15 protein-coding genes are annotated in these 17,418 nt (G+C 70.6%); 5 read left to right on the top strand and 10 right to left on the bottom strand.

Features of this window, described 5'->3' with window-relative positions; genetic code table 11:
• Positions 1 to 330 precede the first annotated feature (330 nt).
• Positions 331 to 3,333, top strand: a complete 3,003-nt coding sequence (locus tag ACLQ27_RS03695) for a S8 family serine peptidase (protein WP_425865593.1) — start codon at positions 331 to 333, stop codon at positions 3,331 to 3,333.
• Positions 3,334 to 3,381: 48 nt separating this feature from the next.
• Here ACLQ27_RS03695 and ACLQ27_RS03690 read toward each other — a convergent pair whose 3' ends face one another.
• The 4 genes from ACLQ27_RS03690 to ACLQ27_RS03675 all read right to left on the bottom strand — a co-directional run bounded on the left by ACLQ27_RS03690 (position 3,382) and on the right by ACLQ27_RS03675 (position 8,760).
• Positions 3,382 to 4,137 carry a hypothetical protein gene (locus tag ACLQ27_RS03690; RefSeq protein WP_425865592.1) on the bottom strand — a complete coding sequence of 252 codons (756 nt, stop codon included), beginning with the start codon at positions 4,135 to 4,137 and terminating at the stop codon, positions 3,382 to 3,384.
• A 55-nt stretch (positions 4,138 to 4,192) separates the two neighbouring features.
• On the bottom strand, positions 4,193 to 4,540 hold the full coding sequence (locus tag ACLQ27_RS03685) for a pantetheine-phosphate adenylyltransferase (protein WP_425865590.1): 348 nt from the start codon (positions 4,538 to 4,540) through the stop codon (positions 4,193 to 4,195).
• Between the two features lie 69 nt (positions 4,541 to 4,609).
• Positions 4,610 to 5,143 carry a DUF6817 domain-containing protein gene (locus ACLQ27_RS03680; protein ID WP_425865589.1) on the bottom strand — a complete coding sequence of 178 codons (534 nt, stop codon included), beginning with the start codon at positions 5,141 to 5,143 and terminating at the stop codon, positions 4,610 to 4,612.
• Between the two features lie 152 nt (positions 5,144 to 5,295).
• Positions 5,296 to 8,760, bottom strand: a complete 3,465-nt coding sequence (locus tag ACLQ27_RS03675) for a ThuA domain-containing protein (RefSeq protein ID WP_425865588.1) — start codon at positions 8,758 to 8,760, stop codon at positions 5,296 to 5,298.
• A gap of 220 nt (positions 8,761 to 8,980) precedes the next feature.
• Between ACLQ27_RS03675 and ACLQ27_RS03670 the strand changes: the two genes are divergently transcribed.
• Positions 8,981 to 10,219 carry a hypothetical protein gene (locus ACLQ27_RS03670; RefSeq protein ID WP_425865587.1) on the top strand — a complete coding sequence of 413 codons (1,239 nt, stop codon included), beginning with the start codon at positions 8,981 to 8,983 and terminating at the stop codon, positions 10,217 to 10,219.
• Between the two features lie 50 nt (positions 10,220 to 10,269).
• Entirely contained in the window at positions 10,270 to 10,617 is a 348-nt protein-coding gene (locus ACLQ27_RS03665; RefSeq protein WP_425865586.1) for a DUF6193 family natural product biosynthesis protein, read from the top strand.
• A 41-nt stretch (positions 10,618 to 10,658) separates the two neighbouring features.
• Here ACLQ27_RS03665 and ACLQ27_RS03660 read toward each other — a convergent pair whose 3' ends face one another.
• Positions 10,659 to 11,327 carry a DUF7003 family protein gene (locus ACLQ27_RS03660; RefSeq protein ID WP_425865585.1) on the bottom strand — a complete coding sequence of 223 codons (669 nt, stop codon included), beginning with the start codon at positions 11,325 to 11,327 and terminating at the stop codon, positions 10,659 to 10,661.
• Positions 11,328 to 11,470: 143 nt separating this feature from the next.
• On the opposite strand from ACLQ27_RS03660, the gene ACLQ27_RS03655 reads away from it, so the two are divergent.
• Positions 11,471 to 11,818 carry a hypothetical protein gene (locus ACLQ27_RS03655; RefSeq protein ID WP_357573936.1) on the top strand — a complete coding sequence of 116 codons (348 nt, stop codon included), beginning with the start codon at positions 11,471 to 11,473 and terminating at the stop codon, positions 11,816 to 11,818.
• Between the two features lie 30 nt (positions 11,819 to 11,848).
• On the opposite strand, the gene ACLQ27_RS03650 is transcribed toward ACLQ27_RS03655, so the two are convergent.
• Positions 11,849 to 12,772, bottom strand: coding sequence for a maleylpyruvate isomerase N-terminal domain-containing protein (locus ACLQ27_RS03650; RefSeq protein WP_425865584.1), 924 nt, complete (start codon positions 12,770 to 12,772; stop codon positions 11,849 to 11,851).
• 190 nt (positions 12,773 to 12,962) lie between these two features.
• On the opposite strand from ACLQ27_RS03650, the gene ACLQ27_RS03645 reads away from it, so the two are divergent.
• The gene (locus tag ACLQ27_RS03645; RefSeq protein WP_357497247.1) at positions 12,963 to 13,445 is read left to right on the top strand and encodes a hypothetical protein; all 483 of its coding nucleotides are present in this window, start codon (positions 12,963 to 12,965) and stop codon (positions 13,443 to 13,445) included.
• A gap of 61 nt (positions 13,446 to 13,506) precedes the next feature.
• On the opposite strand, the gene ACLQ27_RS03640 is transcribed toward ACLQ27_RS03645, so the two are convergent.
• The 4 genes from ACLQ27_RS03640 to ACLQ27_RS03625 all read right to left on the bottom strand — a co-directional run bounded on the left by ACLQ27_RS03640 (position 13,507) and on the right by ACLQ27_RS03625 (position 17,223).
• Positions 13,507 to 14,040 carry a GNAT family N-acetyltransferase gene (locus ACLQ27_RS03640; protein ID WP_425865583.1) on the bottom strand — a complete coding sequence of 178 codons (534 nt, stop codon included), beginning with the start codon at positions 14,038 to 14,040 and terminating at the stop codon, positions 13,507 to 13,509.
• A 95-nt stretch (positions 14,041 to 14,135) separates the two neighbouring features.
• Positions 14,136 to 15,371 (bottom strand): cellulose binding domain-containing protein, encoded by a 1,236-nt coding sequence (locus tag ACLQ27_RS03635; protein ID WP_425865582.1) that lies wholly within the window; start codon positions 15,369 to 15,371, stop codon positions 14,136 to 14,138.
• A 194-nt stretch (positions 15,372 to 15,565) separates the two neighbouring features.
• Complete coding sequence (locus ACLQ27_RS03630; RefSeq protein WP_425865580.1) at positions 15,566 to 16,837, bottom strand: RNA polymerase sigma factor; 1,272 nt, start codon at positions 16,835 to 16,837, stop codon at positions 15,566 to 15,568.
• Complete coding sequence (locus ACLQ27_RS03625) at positions 16,837 to 17,223, bottom strand: YciI family protein (RefSeq protein ID WP_425865579.1); 387 nt, start codon at positions 17,221 to 17,223, stop codon at positions 16,837 to 16,839. Before ACLQ27_RS03625 ends, ACLQ27_RS03630 begins: the two co-directional genes overlap by 1 nt.
• Positions 17,224 to 17,418 lie beyond the last annotated feature (195 nt).

The following is a 17,418-nucleotide window of genomic DNA, read 5'->3' as shown; positions in this document are numbered from 1 at the left end:
CTGGTGCCGTGGGTGCTTCTGGTGCGCCACGTTGTGCTGCCCGCGATCGTCATCGCCGTGGTGTGGTTCGGGCCGCAGCAGGGGTGACCTGCGACCGGAAAACATGATCTAGGCACGGCTGACGCATCGTGATCTTATGTGCACCAGCGATCCGTAACACCGAGCAAACCCTCGATTAACCGTCGCGGGCTTAGGTGGGGGAGCGCTCCCATGAGCGGGTCGCGATCGATGAGGCAGCTCCACAAGGGAGCGATGGAAAGGAGTCTCGTGTCTTCACGCACGAGCGGGAACAGGCTGCGAAGGCTGGCGATACCGACGCTGGTCGTCGCGATGATCACCGGCACAACCGGTGTAGCGGGATCGGCGTCGGCGGCCCCGGGGGACCGGCCAGCCAGCAGCGGGCCGGGTTACTTCTCCACCGGATCCGACCGGCGCACCACCCTGACCGACGGGGCGGACCGTCGCCCCGGCAACAGTGAGACCAGCCCGAAGGCCGCCGTGGACGCGTCCGGCTCCGGCGTCTACATCGTCGAACTGGCCGAGGCCCCGCTGACCACGTACGTCGGTGGGACCTCGGGGCTGGCGCGAACCCGCCCGACGCCGGGTGGCCGGCTGGACGTGACGTCCGCGCCGTCGCAGGCGTACCGCCGGCACCTCGACACGCAGCGGGCCGCCGTCGCCGCCGCGGCCGGTGTCCAGGTCAAGGCGGCCTACACCGCCGCCTTCAACGGCTTCTCGGCGAAGCTGACCGCTCAGCAGGCGACCGCGTTGCGGGCGGACAAGCGCGTTCGCGCCGTCACCGCCGCACGCGCGCTCGGCACCCGATCGACGTCGCCACTCGCGACCACCACGACGGCCCCCACCCCGACCGCCGCCACCCCGGGTGAGGCCGAGCGGTCCGCGGCCGAGCGCACCACCACCAAGCCGGTCAAGCCCGGTCCCGCGACCGGCGCGGGCACGGTGATCGGCGTCCTGGACACCGGCATCTGGCCGGAGAGCGCCTCGTTCGCCAAGAAGATGCCCGCACCCCCGACCTGGCACGGCACGTGCCAGACCGGCGTGGCCTTCGTGGCCGAGCACTGCAACGGCAAGATCGTGGGTGCCCGGTACTTCGCCGACACGTGGCTCGCGGGCGGCGGCTCGGTGCCCGAGGGTGAGCTGCTCTCTCCCCGCGACATGGAGGGGCACGGCACGCACACCGCCTCGACTGCCGCCGGTCTGCCGATCTCGGACGTCACCATCGACGGTCGGCGCTTCGGCCCGATCTCCGGGGTGGCGCCGGACGCCCAGATCGCCGTCTACAAGGTGCTCTGGGCCGGGATGGGCTTCGACGCCGACATCATCGCCGGCATCGACGCGGCCGTCGCCGACGGCGTGCAGGTTTTGAACTTCTCGATCGGCTCGCAGCTGGGCGACTGGGAGGCCAACACCCCGATCGGTGTCGCCTTCCTCAACGCCACCCTGTCCGGGGTCTTCGTGGCGGCGTCGGCGGGAAACACCGGCATCGTGAGTGGCGCCATCAGCAACGCGGCGCCCTGGGTGACCACTGTCGGCGCGGCGGTGACAAATCTCGACGAGGCGACGCTCAAGCTGGGCGACGGCACGAAGCTCGTCGGCGGCTCGCTGGACGCGCTGCCCGGTGGCACCGCGCGGGCGATGGTCTTCGGCGACCAGGCCGGATCGCCGGAGCTGGGCGCCGTCTACTGCGAACCGGGCAGCCTGGACCCCGCCAAGATCAAGGGCAAGGTCGTCGCCTGCGCGCTGTCCGACACGTTCGCCTCCGCCGCCGAGGTCAAGACCAAGGGCGGGGCAGCGATGGTGCTGTTCGACCCGGTCGGCAACTACCGGGTCAACTCGATCTACAACTTCCCGGTGGTGTACCTGCCGACCGAGAAGCAGGCCGGCACGCTGTTCAACTACCTGATGCGGCACCCCACCGACGCGACGGTGTCCCTGCGCACCGGCGGTGACGGCTCCAGCGTTCCGGGCGTCCCCAGCGTCGCAGACTTCTCCTCCACCGGCCCCGACAAGGTGACCTTCGGCGTCTTCAAGCCGGACCTGGTCGCCCCGGGGTCGGACATCATCGCCGCCGTCTCACCGGCGGGCAACTTCGGACGGGACTTCGACGCGTACTCGGGCACCTCGATGGCGTCGCCGTACGTGGCCGGCGCGGCGGCGGTCCTGCGTGCCACCCACCCGGACTGGACGCCGGGCCGGGTCGCCTCGGCGCTGCGGACCACCGCGACCGACACCGTCGGCACCACCAGCCCGCTGGACCAGGGCAGCGGCTTCATCAACCTGAACCGGGCCACCGACCCGGGCCTGGTCATCGAGCCGACCGCCGCGGAGCTGGTCGCCTTCAGCCAGACGGCCCAGCCCGACGGCAAGGAACTCAACCTGCCGGCCATCTCGCTGCGCGAGTACGACGGCACCCACCCGGTGACCGTCACGCGCACGCTGACCAACGTGGGCAAGGCGCGCGAGACCTACCGGTCGTCGGTGTCCGGCCTGCCCGGCATGAAGGTCACCGTCACCCCGGCGTCGGTGACGCTGGCGCCGGGCAAGTCCGCGACGGTGACCATCACGCTGCGCCGGGGCAACGCCCCCTGGGACCGGTACGTGACCGGGTCGATCACCTGGAAGGGCAAGGGGCACAGCGCCCGCATCCCGGTCGCCGCCCGCCCGTGGGGGATCAGCGCCCGGCCGTACGGTGACGACGGCGAGGAGTTCGGTCGGATGACCAGCGGCTCCTTCGGCTTCGTCCAGCCGGGCTTCACCGGGCCGCTCGCCGGTCGCAGCACCGGTTACACGCCGATGCTGCGCAAGTCGTACTCGATGCCGGCCGGCGTCTACGGCGGCGTCTTCGACCCGAGCGCCTCCGGCGTGAAGGCTGTCGACTTCACCGTGCCGGCGAACACCGCGGGCATCATCGTCGAAGCCAACACCGAAGACCCGAACACCAACCTCGACCTGTACCTGTACAAGGGCGACACCCTGGTCTACAGCAGTGACAGGTACTGGACCAGCTTGGAGCAGGCGTACAAGTTCCTGCCCGAGCCGGGGCGCTACACCGCGTACGTGTTCGCGCAGGTGCCCGGTGGCCCGGTCGTCGACTTCGAACTGCGGCACGCCATCATCGGTCGTAACGCCAAGTATTCGCCCGCCACGCTCACGCTGCCGTCGACGACGGAGCGCGGTCAGAGCGTCAACTTCACGTTGAAGCCCAACGGGCCGCTGCCCGAGGGCGACTTCTGGGCGTACACCGAGTACAACACCAACGGCACGATCATCCCCGGCAATCTCGTCTCCACCCAGCAGAGTGCCTGGCAGTAGTTCCTGACGGAGCGTGGGGCGGTGCCGTCGGCGCCGCCCCACCTTCCGTTATCGCTGCCAGGCGTCGATGGCCCGCACACCGTCGCGCACGGTCCGGTCCAGGATGGTCGGGTTGCCGCTGCTGCCCTCCCAGCCCTGGTCATGGAACACGGTCACCGCCCCGTCGACCCGGGCCACGGCGATCTGGGCGGAGGATTCGCCCTCGCCGGTACGCTCGCCGCTCAGACTCGTGGTGGCCCACGTACGGGTCACCAGCAACGCCTCGTCCCCGACGCCGGGCAACGCCTTGCTCGTGACCGTGACGGGGTTGCCGCCCTGGTCGTACGAGGGGCACGCCTGCACCGCGTCGCGCAGGCGTCGCAGGTAGTTCGAAGCGCCGTCACCCTCGAAGGTGAAGATGGTCTGGTGGATCATGCCCTGCGGCGTGTTGCTGTCGGCCTCGCCGGCCTTCTTGTAGGTCACCGTCATCGCCGCGCTCGCGGTGACCTGCCGGCCCCCGGTGCCGAACTCGTTGCCACACAGCGTCGGTAGGGCCTCGGTGACGGGCGTCGTGCGGCGGGGGGACTTTCGCAGCTCGGCAGGCAGCTCGACGAACGCCGACGTGGGGATGGTGACCGGCCCACTGGCGCTCGCGGATGGTTGCCCTGTCGGGCTCGGGGTGGCGACCGCGCTCGTCGACGACCCGGTCGACGACGCCGCGTCGGGCGTGTCCCCACCCGTCGTGCAGGCGGTGGCCAGCGCGACGGTGGCCAGCAACGGCAGGATCAGCGCCCGGGTGGTCGGCGACAGTACGTACCGGCTCATCTTTTCCCCTCACCTCTACCCCGAGCAGTTCCCCGCGCCGAGCCGGCGGAAACGGTCAGCGCTCCAGCGCGCGCACCGCTGTCGACGAGACGGCGGCCAGTTCGGGCTGCGCGGGCAGGAACACCGTAGGAACACCCAGCGCCTGGTTCATCGCGGCGAGTTGGTGCTCGTACCGGAGATCGGTGGTGTTGCGCACGCCTCGAACGATCACTCCCACGTCGTGCCGGTGGCAGTACGTGGAGGTCAACCCGTTCCAGGCCACAACGGTGACGGACGTCCACTCGACCGGCAGGACGGCCCGTACGGCGGCCGCCCGCCGCACCTCGTCGGTGCCCGGACGCTTGCTGCTGTTGACCGCGACGAGCACGACCACTTCGTCGAAGAGCTCGCGTGCCCGGTTCACCACGTTCACATGCCCCGGGGGTGAAGGGATCGAAGGTGCCGGGGTAGACGGCTCGCACGCGTCCGGGTGTCACGCCCCCAGGACCCGCTGCGCGTCGTGAATGACCGGTGCGGAGGCCGCCGGAGCCCAGGAGGCGAACAGTTCCCGGAAGTAGGCGCCGTGCCGCTCGGCCACCGCGCGATCGTGCTCGATGACGTCCAGTTCGTTGACGATGCTCAGGTCGATGAGCGACCGACGTCGATCCCCACCCGTCGTTCTCACCTGACCGACGAACCTGTCGAACACCTGGCCGGTCGTGGCCAGCTCCGGCCAACTGCGTTCCCGGTCGCAGGCGCCGTACAGATAGACGAGTTCCTCGGCGTCCGCGCCGATCAGATCCCGCAGGACCGCACGATCGGCCCGGTCGAGCAGGGTGCGGTCGAACCCGTCGGTGCCGTAGACGGCGTGGGTGAGGCCCGCAACCTGTACGTCGCCGTCGCAGCCGAGCGCGGCGAGTCGTTCGCTGACGCGACAGAGGTGGGCGTACAGATTGCCGCCGGGATGTGCGATCTGCTCAGCGCCCCGGTCGCGGAGCCAGACCCGCACGGCGGTGTCGGTGCTCATGGCCCGACTGTAGGTACCGACTGCCGGAACCCGCTGCCCCCGGACGGGGGCAATATGTCACAGCGCCTGGGTGGATCTCTGCCGGCAGCGGCTCCGCGCGGCCGTCTCGCCGGTGGCGGACGGGGTGTGGCCCGTCCGCCACCGACCTGTGATCAGCTGACCGTGACGGTCAGGTTGAGTGAGCGGGTCTCCCCGCTGGTGTACGTGACCGTCACCCGGGCGGTGAAGGTCCCCCTGCGCGCGTAGCTGTGACTCGTCGACCGCACTGTCGCGCCGTGCGAGACGGCGCTGTTGTCGCCGAAGTCCCACGCGTAGTCGGTGATGCTCTGCCCCGACGGTGCCGTCGCGGTGGCGGTCAGCGTGGTGGTCAGCGGCGCGGTGCCGCTGGCCGGGTTGGCCGCGAGCGACAGCGTTCCGCCCGGTTCCTGTTTGACGCCGGCCCCGTTGAACCGCAGCCAGTCCAGCGACATCAGGTCCGGTGTGCCGCCGACCTGTGCGGCGTTGACGAACTTCACGTACAGGACCGTGGTGCCGGCGGGTTTGTTGGTCAGCGTGACGGTGGGCGAGACCAGGTTGTCCCACCCGCCGGTCGAGCCGATGGTGGCCGAGCCGATCAGGGTGCCGGTGGGGGAGCCGGTGCGCAGCTCGATGACGCCGCCGAGGCCGCCGTTGGTCACCCCGAGCGTCACCGAGCCGACGTTGCGCAGGTCCACCGGCCCGTACGCCGCCCAGTCGTTGTGGTCCACGTCGCCGAGCCGCTTGCCGGCGCGGGCGGTGGTCCGGTCGTTCACGACGAGGCCGGACTGGCCGCTGACGTGCTCGGCCTCCTTGCTCTTGGGTTGCAGCTGCGCCCGGGTCGAGCCGGTCAGCGCCGGTACGCCGCCGGCCGCGCCGCCGTCGGTGTACTGCGCGGTGACAACTGTGTAGAGGTTCTGCCCCGGCCCGTGGCCGTCACCCGCGTCCGCCTCGGTGGCGAGCAGGCCCGAGCAGCCGGTGTAGACGTCCAGCGGGTGGGCGTGCGTGTCGTGGCCGAGCTGGGTCTGGACTGTCACCTTGGCGCAGTCGATGGTGGCGTCCTCCGGGTCGGTGACCGTCACCGTGTAGGGGATCTTGTCGCCGAAGTCGAAGAACCCGCCGTCGGGCACGGTGATGGTCACCGTGGGCCGGGTGTTGCCGACCACCACGTCGGTGACGGCGCTGGCGGTCAGGCCGTTGCCGCTGTTGCGTACGGTCAGCCGGGCGGTGAACTTGCCGGCCGCCGAGTAGGTGAAGCTCGGGTTGGCGGCCGTGGAGTCGGTGGTGCCGTCGTTGGTGAAGTCCCAGGCGTAGCTGAGCGCCGAGCCGTCACCGGCCGCCGTACCGGCCGAGGAGAAGCTGACCGCGAGCGGCGCGCGTCCGCTGTCCGGCGTGGCGGCGATCTTCGCGGTCGGCGGTCGGCCGTTGGCCACGTAGTCGATCCGGTAGATGCCGGCGCCGGCGTTGCTGCCGCCACGACCGCTGCCGGTGCCCTCGCCGAAGTCGATGACGTAGAGCGAGCCGTCCGGGCCGAACTCCGCCTCGAAGGGCTGGATCCAGCTCATGTTGTCGAAGATTCCGTTGATGGACTGGAGGTCGCCGACGGCTGTGGGACCGAAACGCGAGTTGGTGAAGGTCTGCGCGGTCCGGTGGATCGAGAGCGTCTTGAACCACTTGCGGGTGAACTCGTACGTGATCCACTTGCCGTCGAAGTACTCCGGGAACTTCGTCGTGCGGGGATTGGCCGGGTCGTAGTCGTAGACCGGCCCGCTCATCGGGCCGCCGCCTCCGGTGCCCACCTCCGGGAACTGGCTGGAGGCGGAGTACGCGTACCAGACAAGCGCCGGCTTCGCCGCCGGCAGAGTGGTCAGGCCGGTGTTGTTGGGGGAGTTGTTCGTCGGCGCCGCGCAGGTGAACTTCGCCCCGGAGGTGCTGGTGGCGAAGTTGTAGTCGGTGAACGGGATGTTGTTGCCCACGCAGTACGGCCAGCCGTAGTTGCCGGCGGCGGTGATGCGGTTGAACTCGACAGTCCCCTCCGGGCCACGGTTGGGGTCGGCGGCGCGGGCGTCCGGGCCGTAGTCACCGACCAGCACCGCGTTCGTCTGCGGCTCGATGGTGATCCGGAACGGATTGCGCATGCCCATCGCGTAGATCTCCGGCCGGGTCTTCGCCGTGCCGGCCGGGAAGAGGTTGCCGCTCGGCACGGTGTACGTACCGTCGGCCTGCGGGGTGATGCGCAGGATCTTGCCGCGCAGGTCGTTGGTGTTGCCGGCGGTGCCCTGCGCGTCCCAGGCGGCCCGACCGGCCTGCTCGTCGATGGGGGTGTAACCGCTGGAGGCGAACGGGTCGGTGTTGTCACCGATCGCGGCGTACAGGCGACCGGCCGCGTCCATGGCCAGCGAGCCGCCCATGTGCGAGTTGGCGCGACCCACACCGCGGTACGTCGGAACGGTCAGCAGCCGCTTCTCGGAGGACAGCGCGACGCTGTTGTTCGCCACAGTGAACCGCGACAGGTTGAGCTGTTTGAGGGTCTTGTCCGACCAGAGCAGGTAGACCCAGCCGTTGCTGGCGAAGTTGCGGTCCAGGGTCATCCCGATCAGCCCGTCGGACTGGTCGGTCATCGCCGAGGTGTAGGCGAAGTCGAGCAGCGTGGTGACCTGGAGGGTGTCCGAGTTGACCACCTTGAGCGCGCCGGTGCGCTGGATGTAGTAGACCTTCCGGTCCGGGCCGACGGCCAGCTCGAAGGGGTCGGCCAGGTTCTCGGTGACCAGGCCCACCCGCTCGAAGTTTCCGGTTCTGGTGGCGGAGCAGTCGCCGGCGACCGCGCCGGCGGCCCACTCGATGCCGTAGCGCAGATGCTCCAGGAACGCCGGCTCGCTGAACCGGGAGCTGGCGTGCCCGCCGGCGGTGAACCACGACCGGCCGCCGTCGTAGCGCTGACACCAGGAGTACGCGTGGTCGACGCCCTCGTCCAGGCCGCTGATCCCGTCGCGCACCTTGATCTGCGCGAGGGTGTGCACGTTGCCGGTGGGGTTGGTCCGCCAGTTGTACCACTCCTCGCTCTGCTCCCACAGCTCCGGCAGGTTGCGGGTGGAGGGGTGGGCACGGTCGAGGACCTTGACTCGGCCCGGGTACGTGCCGCCGGTGGCCGAGAAGTCCGGGTGGTAGTCGAAGATGGTGCCGACCAGGCCCTCGTACCACGGCCAGTCGCGTTCGCTTGCCGAGGCTGCGTGCAGGCCGGCCCAGCCGCCGCCGTTGCGGATGAACGTCTGCAACGCCGCGCGCTGGCTGGTGTTGAGCAGGTCACCCGAGGCGGGGGTGGAGTTGGTGTTGTTGAAGACCAGTGCGTCGAAGGTGGCGAGGTTGGCGTCGGTGAAGGCGGCCGCGTCGGTGGTGGCGACGACGTCGAAGTTGTGCGTGGCGCCGAGCTGCTGGATCGCGGCGACGCCGGCCGGTATCGAGTCGTGGTAGTAGTTGGTGATCTTCGAGAAGACCAGCACCCGGAAGCGCGGCGCGGCCTGGGCGGGCAGGGCGGTGGTGGTGCTCAGCACGGTGGCGATGGTGAGCAGGGCGAGGCAGATCGCGCGCAGGTGTTTGGGCATGGGGGCGCTCCCTGTCGGACGGTGAGGGTCGGAAAGCGCTTTCTCGCTGCCCGCATCACGGTACTGAGAGCCAACGATGACCGTCAATAGCCGCTGGGTAAGCGGTTTCCTGCGGTAATGGCCGCGCCCGCGAACCCTGGTCGGGTCTCGGACAGATCACCCGCGTGCCGTCGGGTCGAGGGGACAGCGGGCGTCCGCCGGTCGATGGCAGGATCGGCCGATGCGCGTTCTCTTCGACGGCCCGGCGCCGGTCGCCTACGGGCAGATCTACGTGACGAGTCGTGAGCTGCCGGACATGAGCGGGGCGTTCGCCGGGCAGGCGAACGGCCTCTGCGGGGCCGGCCAGGCGGGCGCGCTGTTCCTGATGACCGGCACGCACACCGGGCGGGTCCACTTCCGAGTCGAGGTGTACGACGGTGAGCCGTCGGCCGCGGCGCAGGAGTGGGAGGAGGTGGTGGAGGCGTCGTTTCTGCCCAGGGCCCCGGTGGTCGACCTGGTCCCCTGGGGCGAGGGGTCACTCGCCCCGTTGCCGCTGACCCCCGAGGGGCAGGACGCCGGCCGGCTGCCGGTCTACCGCGTGCGGTACTGCGCCACGGGCATGGACGAGGGGCGGGACCCGTTCGGCGGGTTCGACCCCGACGAGCTGGACGAGGACGACTACACGTACATGGATCAGCGGCCGGACCGCTACCTGCTGTGCCTGTGGCCGGAGGGCTCGACGGGCGAGGGTTCCCGAGCCGCCGTGCCGCGCGCCGACGCGATCGTGCGCCAGACCAGCCGGGCCGCCGCGTACTGGCACGGCTGGGCGGCCGGGTTGCCGCCCCCGCCGACCCTGTGGGAGCAGGTCGAGGCCGAGATGCTCAGGCGGGTGGAGCGGGAGCGCCGCGATCAGGAGTACCGACGGCGGGATGAGCTGCGGCGCTGGGGCGGTCGTGCGCCAAGTGATCGGCTCCGGCAGGTGCGCGGCAACGTCTACGGCATCGCCGTGCTGGACCGCGACCTGGTCGACGGGGTGGCGGCGGCCGGCGCCGAGATTCAGCGCCAGATCGCGATCTGGGCCGCACGGCGGGCGTTCACCGTCGCCGGCATCGCGGACCTGGACTGGATGACACCGGCGTGGACGGCCCTGGATCGGGGCGAGCCGCCACCCGCCGAGTTCACCGATCACACAGCACTGTGGACACGGATCCGGGGCGAGCCGCCCGTCATGTTCTCCACCGTCTCGCTGCGCCCGGCGGGTCACGGCCCGGCCGATTCGCTCGGCGCGGTTCTCGACGCCCCGGTGGACCCGGTCCCGATGGCGCTTCCGGCACTGATGGCCGCCGGTGAGTCGGACCCGCTGCAGGCCGCACTGGAGGCGCTGTGGGCGGCGGTCAGCACGTACGCCGCGCGGCGGGACGAGCTCCTGGCGGAGGTGCGGCGGGCCTTTCCGATCGTCAACGAGCCAGAGCGGCACTGACCCGGTCAGGTGTCCTGCTCAGCCTGGCTCGGCAGTGGGAGGATGGCTCGATGGAGGACAACGGCGAAGCCGCCGAGACGTGGCGGAATCTCGTGCACGGCGCACCGAATTGGTGGTCCGGCGATCCGGTGGTGACCGCCGCCTACGAGCACCCGACGCTGCGAACGCTCTTCCCGCTTCCCACGCACGGAACGCTGAAGTTCTTCCGGACCGCCCGGCCACCGTACCCCGCTGTCCGCACCGACGACCTGCCCTTCATCGTGTGTGGCGGCCCTCCCTACCAGGTCTACACCCCGGGCTATGGACGGCTGCTCGGTGAGGCCACGACAGCGGCGGAGGCCGTCGAGCTCGTCGTCACGAACCTTCCGGGGTCGACGTCCCCTGGCCCGAGGGACTGATTGCCGCTCATCGCGGCAGCCGCACCGTCTCGCGGCGAGGGTCACAGGTTCCCGGACTCCGGCCAGTGGGACCAGTGTGTGTTGGGTGGCAGGTCTGGCGCGTACCGTCTCACGTCTCCCGTCGCCAGCACGTCGGCGAGCTGGCGGAAGGTCGTTGAGCCGCTGGGAAGGGTGTCCTGGACAAGGTCCGGGTGATGCCATCGATCCAATCGCATGATCTCGGGGAGGTCGGCCGGGATCCGCCGCCGCAGCTCGACGTCGTCGGCCAGGAGCAGCTCCCGGTGTTCCGGAACGAGCCGGCGAAACACGTCGATGAGTTCCTCACCCGGCTCGGCTGCTACGGCGATCCGCCGGCCTCGTACCTCGATCGGGTTTCCGCAGTAGATCTCTGGCTCGTCGACATCCTCGATCTCGTCCCAGTTGTCGATCCGGCTGAGGAAATCTTCGTTGCCAAAGCCCGGCTGTCCCGTGGTGAGGCAGTTGCCGAAGACGTGCAGGACGTCGATGAGGTTGCCGGCCCTGGGCGAATATCCCAACGCCTCCACGATGAGCGCCCACCGGTGCGCGTCGCGATAGGCGTGCAGCCGTGCGTCGACCGCGTAGTAGTAGCCGTGGCCCAGGTCCGGGAACCGGAAGTCCTCGGCCGCGGCGTCGAGCTGGTCGAGGATCTCGGCGGAGAGCATGGTCGTGCAGTGTAGCCACGGGTTCACCGACACGATCATGCGCGAGTGTCTGCTGCGATCCGTGCCGCAGGGTATCCCGGATGGTTTACGACATAGATATATGTCAGTCTTAGTCTGGACCGAGTCAACTTTTGGTCCGCCCTCTGACCACCGTCCCGAAAGGACCACCCATGCGCACATCCGCCCGCCGGACCACCGCGAGTCTCGCCGCCGTCCTGATAGCCGCATCGGCCGTGACGCTGCCGGGGTCGCCTGCGGTGGCTGGCGAACCGTTCCAGAGCCCGGACCAGGGCCTGGTCTTCTACTCGAGCTACCCGACCGAGGTGGCCGGCAGGCTGGCCACGCCCGACGGCATCTGCCATCAGGTCCCGGCCGACGCGGCCTGGATGCTCACCTGGAGCGGTGGCTTCCGTTCGGTGCCCGGCTACCAGAGCACCGACTGCAGCGGCCCGGCAACCGAACTCAACAACTTCCACAGCTGGACAGAGGGCCGCTACCTCACCTACCGGGCCAGCTGACAGCCGGCCGGCCGTCGCGGCGTACGACGATCAGCCGGCGCCGTCGTCGTTCGGCCTGTCCCGCAGTGGTCGGTCTGCCCTCTGCGTTCCCGCCGGCGCCAGCCGACCGTTGGGCATGTGCACGACCCGCAGGAACGCGGGCAGCCGCCACGGCCGTGGCCCGCCGATGACGACGTCGCGCCGCAGCACCGCCTGCGCGATGCTGATCCGGCCGAACATCATCAGGTTGAACCGGGCGGGCCGGAACGTCACGCGCGCGTCGAACGGACCGTCGGGCGGCGCGATCCACACCCTGCGGTCACCCAGCGTCAGCGTCGTGGTCGACGTGAACTCCGACCGGAACTGCACCGACACGTGGTGGCGAGGCATCGGCAGCTCGGTGTTGAGCAGCACTCCGTACGAGTCACGCAGCATGTCGAACATGAAGAGGTCCCAGTAGAGCGCGGCGTGTTCGTCCGGCATCGGCCACGGTCGGCGCAGCGCCCGCGCGACGTCCCAGCCGTGCACGAGCAGCTCGTTGGTCAGATGGGCGAACAGGCCGCCGACCGTCACCCGCGCGTTACCCAGCCAACTCACCGTCGACAGTGAATCCGCGGTCGTGGCCAAAAGGCGGGCGATCGCGGTGTTCAACCGCGACAGCAGGACTTCCGGATCCCGCTCGGTGAAGTGGGCGAGCACGTGGCTGTTGACGTCGGCGACCGTGTCGACGTTCGTGACGGCGAGCATGTCCTCCAGGCCCGGCACCCGGATGGCGACCTCGGTGCCGTCCAGCCGGGAGACGTACAGCGCCGCGATCGACACCACGTGCGCGACGGTGTCGGCGAGGGTCCAGTCGTCGGTGACCATGGCCGTGGGCGACGGCGCGGCGGCCACCAGCTCGGTGAACCGGTCGGCAGCCGAGCGCAGTGCCGTGTTGGCCACATCCCAGCGGCCCGGGCCTGCCGTTTCACTCACGTCGAGCAGTATCGGGCTTTCGCGCCGACCGAACTTCTCCGAACGTGCGCTCATTCGCCACGTCAGCGGTCTGGACAACGTGGGAACCGCTCAGGTGGGTTCCTCGATGGCCTGATCGCCCGCACCGGCGCAGGGGGCGGCCGGCACGCCGCATCGGCGGTGACGCCGGAGGTGTGGCTATCGTTTCGACATGCTCCCCGACTCGTCACTCGCCGTCGGTGCCGCCTTCCTCGCGGACGGTCCGGCCGATGGCGTCGACCTCAGCCTGTTCGGACAGTTCACGGGTTCCTGGGCACTGGACTGCACCGAGTACGACCCCGACGGGTCCTCGTCCGTCCGGCGGGGCGAGTGGCACTTCGGGTACGCGTTGGGCGGCCGTGCGACCACCGACGTCTGGATCCTGCCCGGCGTCGAGCACGGCGTCAGCGTGCGCTTCCCCGATCCGACGGCAGGGCCGGGCATCTGGCGTTCGACGTGGGTGGGGCCGGGCCGGCATCGGACGCACACCTTCCGGGCCGCCCGCGTCGGCGAGCTGATCGTGCTCGACGGCGGTGATCTGCGGTGGACCTTCTCCGACATCGCCGCCGACGAGTTCCGCTGGCGCAACGAGGCGCGGCAGCCCGACGGCGCGTGGCGGGTGCAGCAGACGTTCCAGGTGTGGCGACAGGGCTGACCGTTCCCCGGCCACGCTCCGCCGCTGGCACGCCGGACCGCAGTTCGCCGCGACGATCCGGTCAGCCGGCGGTGGTGAAGGTGAGGAAGGTGTCGGGGGGCCGCGTCTCGGCGGCGGGACCATCGTGGACCTGCCACGCGTCCCCGACGACCTGGTCTGCCACCCGCGACCAGAACGCCTCGACGCCTGCGTTGTAACGCTGAAAGCCGATGCTCCACCTGCCGGGGAACAGCGAGATGACCTGCACGGCGGCGGTACGGCCGACGCCGGTGCGGCGCAGCGCGCGCACGACGAAGAAGCTGGTGACGGACGTGCCGCCGTCCTCGGTCGGCGTGGTCATTACGAACCCCGCCGTACGGCCGGCCGCGGTGATCAGCCAGGCCCGGCGCTGCGGATCGACGCCGGCGAGAAACCGGTCGAGTGGCCGGTCGTTGAATGTGCCGTCGTCGTTGGGCAGGTGACCGTACGCCTCGGACAGGTCATGGCGGTACAACTGACCCAGGTTGCCGAGCACCGCCCGGTGCGACCGGTCGACAGGTGTCAGCGCGACGGGGTGCGAGGGCGGGCGGGGCGGCGTCGTGGCTTCCCAGGGCACCGCGGCAGTCTCGCATGCCGACCGGTGCGCCCTGACGGCGCGCGACAGCTCTGCGGGCCGGTGCCAGCGGCGCCGACCCGCAGAGCTGGCCCACGTCAGCTTCCGGCGCAGGTGGCGGTCGTGCCGGTCCCGTTGCCGGTGCCCTGGAACCCGAAACTGGCGCTCTGGCCCGCCGCCAGTCGTCCGTTGTAGCTCTGGTTGGCCACGGTGATGGTGCCGCTGGTACCGCTGGCGACGCCGTTCCACAGCGAGCTGACCGACGCTCCGCTCGGCAGGGTGAGGGTGACCCGCCAGCCGGTGAGCGCGGCGGTCCCCGCGGTGACGGTCACGGTGGCGACGAATCCGCCGTGCCACTGGTCCTGCACGGCGTAGACCGCGGTGCAGGCCGGGGTGCCGGTGGGCGGCGGCGTGGTCGGCGGGGGTGTCGTGGGTGGTGGCGTGGTGGGCGGGGGCGTCGTGGGTGGCGGCGTGGTGGGTGGCGTGCCGCCGTCGAGCGTCAGGTTCTTCTGCTGGACGGTCCACTGGCTGCGGCACAGGCCGCAGTCGGGGCCGACGAAGTTGGCGCCGGCGGTGGTGTCGCCCTTCAGGCGCCACTTGAGGTAGAGCACCGCGACGCGGCCGAACTCGCCGCCGTTGGCCTGGTCGTAGGTGCCGCCATGACCGACGTTGAGGTTGCCCATGAAGGCGGGGAGCCCGGCGGGCAGCTTGCCCCAGTCGTCCATGGCGTTGGGGTAGGCGATGTCGCTGGGCCCGCCGATGAAGTAGGCGATCGGCTTGGTCAGCCGCCTGAGCTGGTAGTCGTCGGCGTCGTTCAGCAGTCCGCTGCTGAAGATGCCGGTCGTGGTGACGCGCGGGTCGGCCGAGACGGCGTACGCCTCCAGCCCTCCGCAGGAGAAGCCCGCGACGGCGACCTTGGTGGTGTCGAGCTTGTTGAAGTATTTGCTGCCCTGCCGGGAGTTCTCCGCGACGGCCCAGTCGATGGACTGGGTGAGCATCTGGGAGGTGGTGGAGCCGGATCCGTTCGGGGCGCCGTTGGCGATGGCGAGAAAGCCGTGGGAGGCGATTTCGCGCAGGAAGTTGCCCTGGGAGAGGCCGTTGGCCGAGCACCCGCCGTTGCCCCAGACAAAGATGGGGAGGCGTTCGGACGGGAGCGTCTGGGGCCGGAAGATGGTGTGGTTGGCCAGGCTGGCCGAGGTCTCGTAGTCGGCGGGATAGGGCCCGGAACCGCCGACGGCGGCGTCGGCAGGTGTCGCGCCGAGCATCACGATCACCGAGGCGACCGGGACGATGACGCTCACCAGCCCGGCGTAGATCTTCGATCTCCTTCTCATGCACCCCTCCAACGGATGTCACGGTGGGCTCCCTGCGGCGGCGGTGGCGGCTGTTCGTTCGCGCTGCGACCACAGCGGTCAGCGCAGGCCACGGGCCAGGTCGAGGCGCGATCGCGTCGACCACCCGGCGGGGTCCCCACAGGCGATCCGATGGGAGCGGTACGCAGTTACTATCACCGTCGTAACGAAAAGTGTCAATCGATGGGGGCGCGCTGCGCCGGTCCTGGGTCCGCTGACTCCGACGCCTTGCGCAGCAGCACCGAGCGTTCCCGCTGGTTGGCGCACAGCCGTGCGGCCAACTCCAGCTCGGCGCGCGCTTCCGCCCGCCGTCCGAGCCGGGCCAGCAGCTCTCCGCGTACGGTCGGGACCAGGTGCGACCCGGGGAGCCGGTTCGCGGCGATCAGCTCGTCCACGATGGCCAGGGCGTGCGCCGGGCCCGAGGCCATGGCCACGGCGACGGCCCGGTTGAGCTCGACCACCGGTGAGGGGGCGACCCGGCCGAGCGCCTCGTAGAGCACGACGATCCGGCCCCAGTCGGTCGCCTCGACAGACGGCGCCGTCGCGTGGGCGGCGGCGATCGCGGCCTGCAACCCGTACGGGCCGAGCCCGCGAGTCGACGCCCTGGCCAGCGCGGCCAGCCCGCGACGGATCGCGGAGACGTTCCACAGCCGTCGGTCCTGGTCCGCCAGCAGGACCGGGGAGCCGTCCGGGCCGGTCCGGGCCGGAAAACGCGCGGCCGTCAGCTCGCACAACGCGAGCAGGCCGTGCACCTCCGGCTCGTCCGGTGCAAGCGCGGCCAGCGTACGGGCCAGCCGGATCGCCTCGTACGCGACGTCGGGGCGCAGCAACCGGTCGCCCGACGTGGCGGTGGAGCCTTCGGTGAAGATCACGTACAGGACGCTGAGCACGCCGCCGAGCCGTTCCCGGCGCTCGCCGGCCGGCGGCAGCGCGAACGGCACCCGGGCCGCCGCGATCGTCTTCTTGGCGCGGGTGATGCGGGCCTGCACGGTCGGCACGGAGACGAGGAACGCGCGGGCGATCTCCTCGCTGGTCAGGCCGCCGACCACGCGCAGGGTCAGCGCCACCCGGGCCTCGGGGGAGAGCACCGGGTGGCAGCTGACGAACATCAGCGCCAGTACGTCGTCGTCGATCCGGTCGGGGTCGATGTCCTCGTCGACCACGAGCCCGGCCGCTGCGTCACCTGCCGCGTCGGCCGCCAGCAGGGCGTACCGTTCCTGGAGCGCTTGTCGGCGACGGATCGCGTCGATGGCCCGCCGTCGGGCCGTGGCCATCAGCCAACCGCCCGGATTGGCCGGGGAGGCACGCCGCCACGACACGAGCGCCTCGGCCACCGCCTCCTGGGCGGCGTCCTCGGCGAGCCCGAAGTCGCCGGTGAACCGGGTCAGCGCGGCGACGATCCGCGCCGACTCGATCCGCCAGACGGCCTCGACGTCGGCCGTAACCATCAGAGGTGGCCGCTGCCCGCGCTGTCCGCCGGGACCTCGTCGGCCCCGGCCACCCGCCGGACCTCGATCTTGGATCCGCGCACCGCGGGGAACCTCCTGGCCCACTCCACCGCCTCCTCCTTCGAGGCGACATCGAGCAGGAAGTAGCCCCCGAACAGTTCCTTGGTCTCGCCGTACGGCCCGTCCGTGACCACCGGGGCCTCGCCCGCGAAGTCGACCACGACGCCTCGGGCCGGGTCGTCCAGCCCCTCGGCCGCGAGGAGGACGCCGGCCCTGACCATCTCCTCGATGAACGTGCGGGTCGCGACCATCGCCTCGTCGATCGAGGCCATCATGGCGGCGTTCGACTCGTCGGTGCCTCGCATGATCAGCATGTACGTCGACATCGCGTTCTCCTCATCCGGCGGGCCGCCCCTCGGCCCTCACCCCACACGTCGAACGGGCGCACGGTGGATCGACGCGGCGCCGCAAGAATCTCGTCGCAGTCCACCTCGTGGCCTCGCGTTCCGTCCGTCGGACCAGCTCCGAGCGTCGACGGACACGGACGCTCGACAGATCACCCGCGCATTGTCACAGCTCCG

It is taken from the genome of Micromonospora sp. DT63, assembly GCF_049841615.1.
Classification (GTDB): domain Bacteria; phylum Actinomycetota; class Actinomycetes; order Mycobacteriales; family Micromonosporaceae; genus Micromonospora.
Note: the sequence above shows the minus strand (reverse complement) of the source record. Positions and strands in the feature narration are given on the sequence as shown.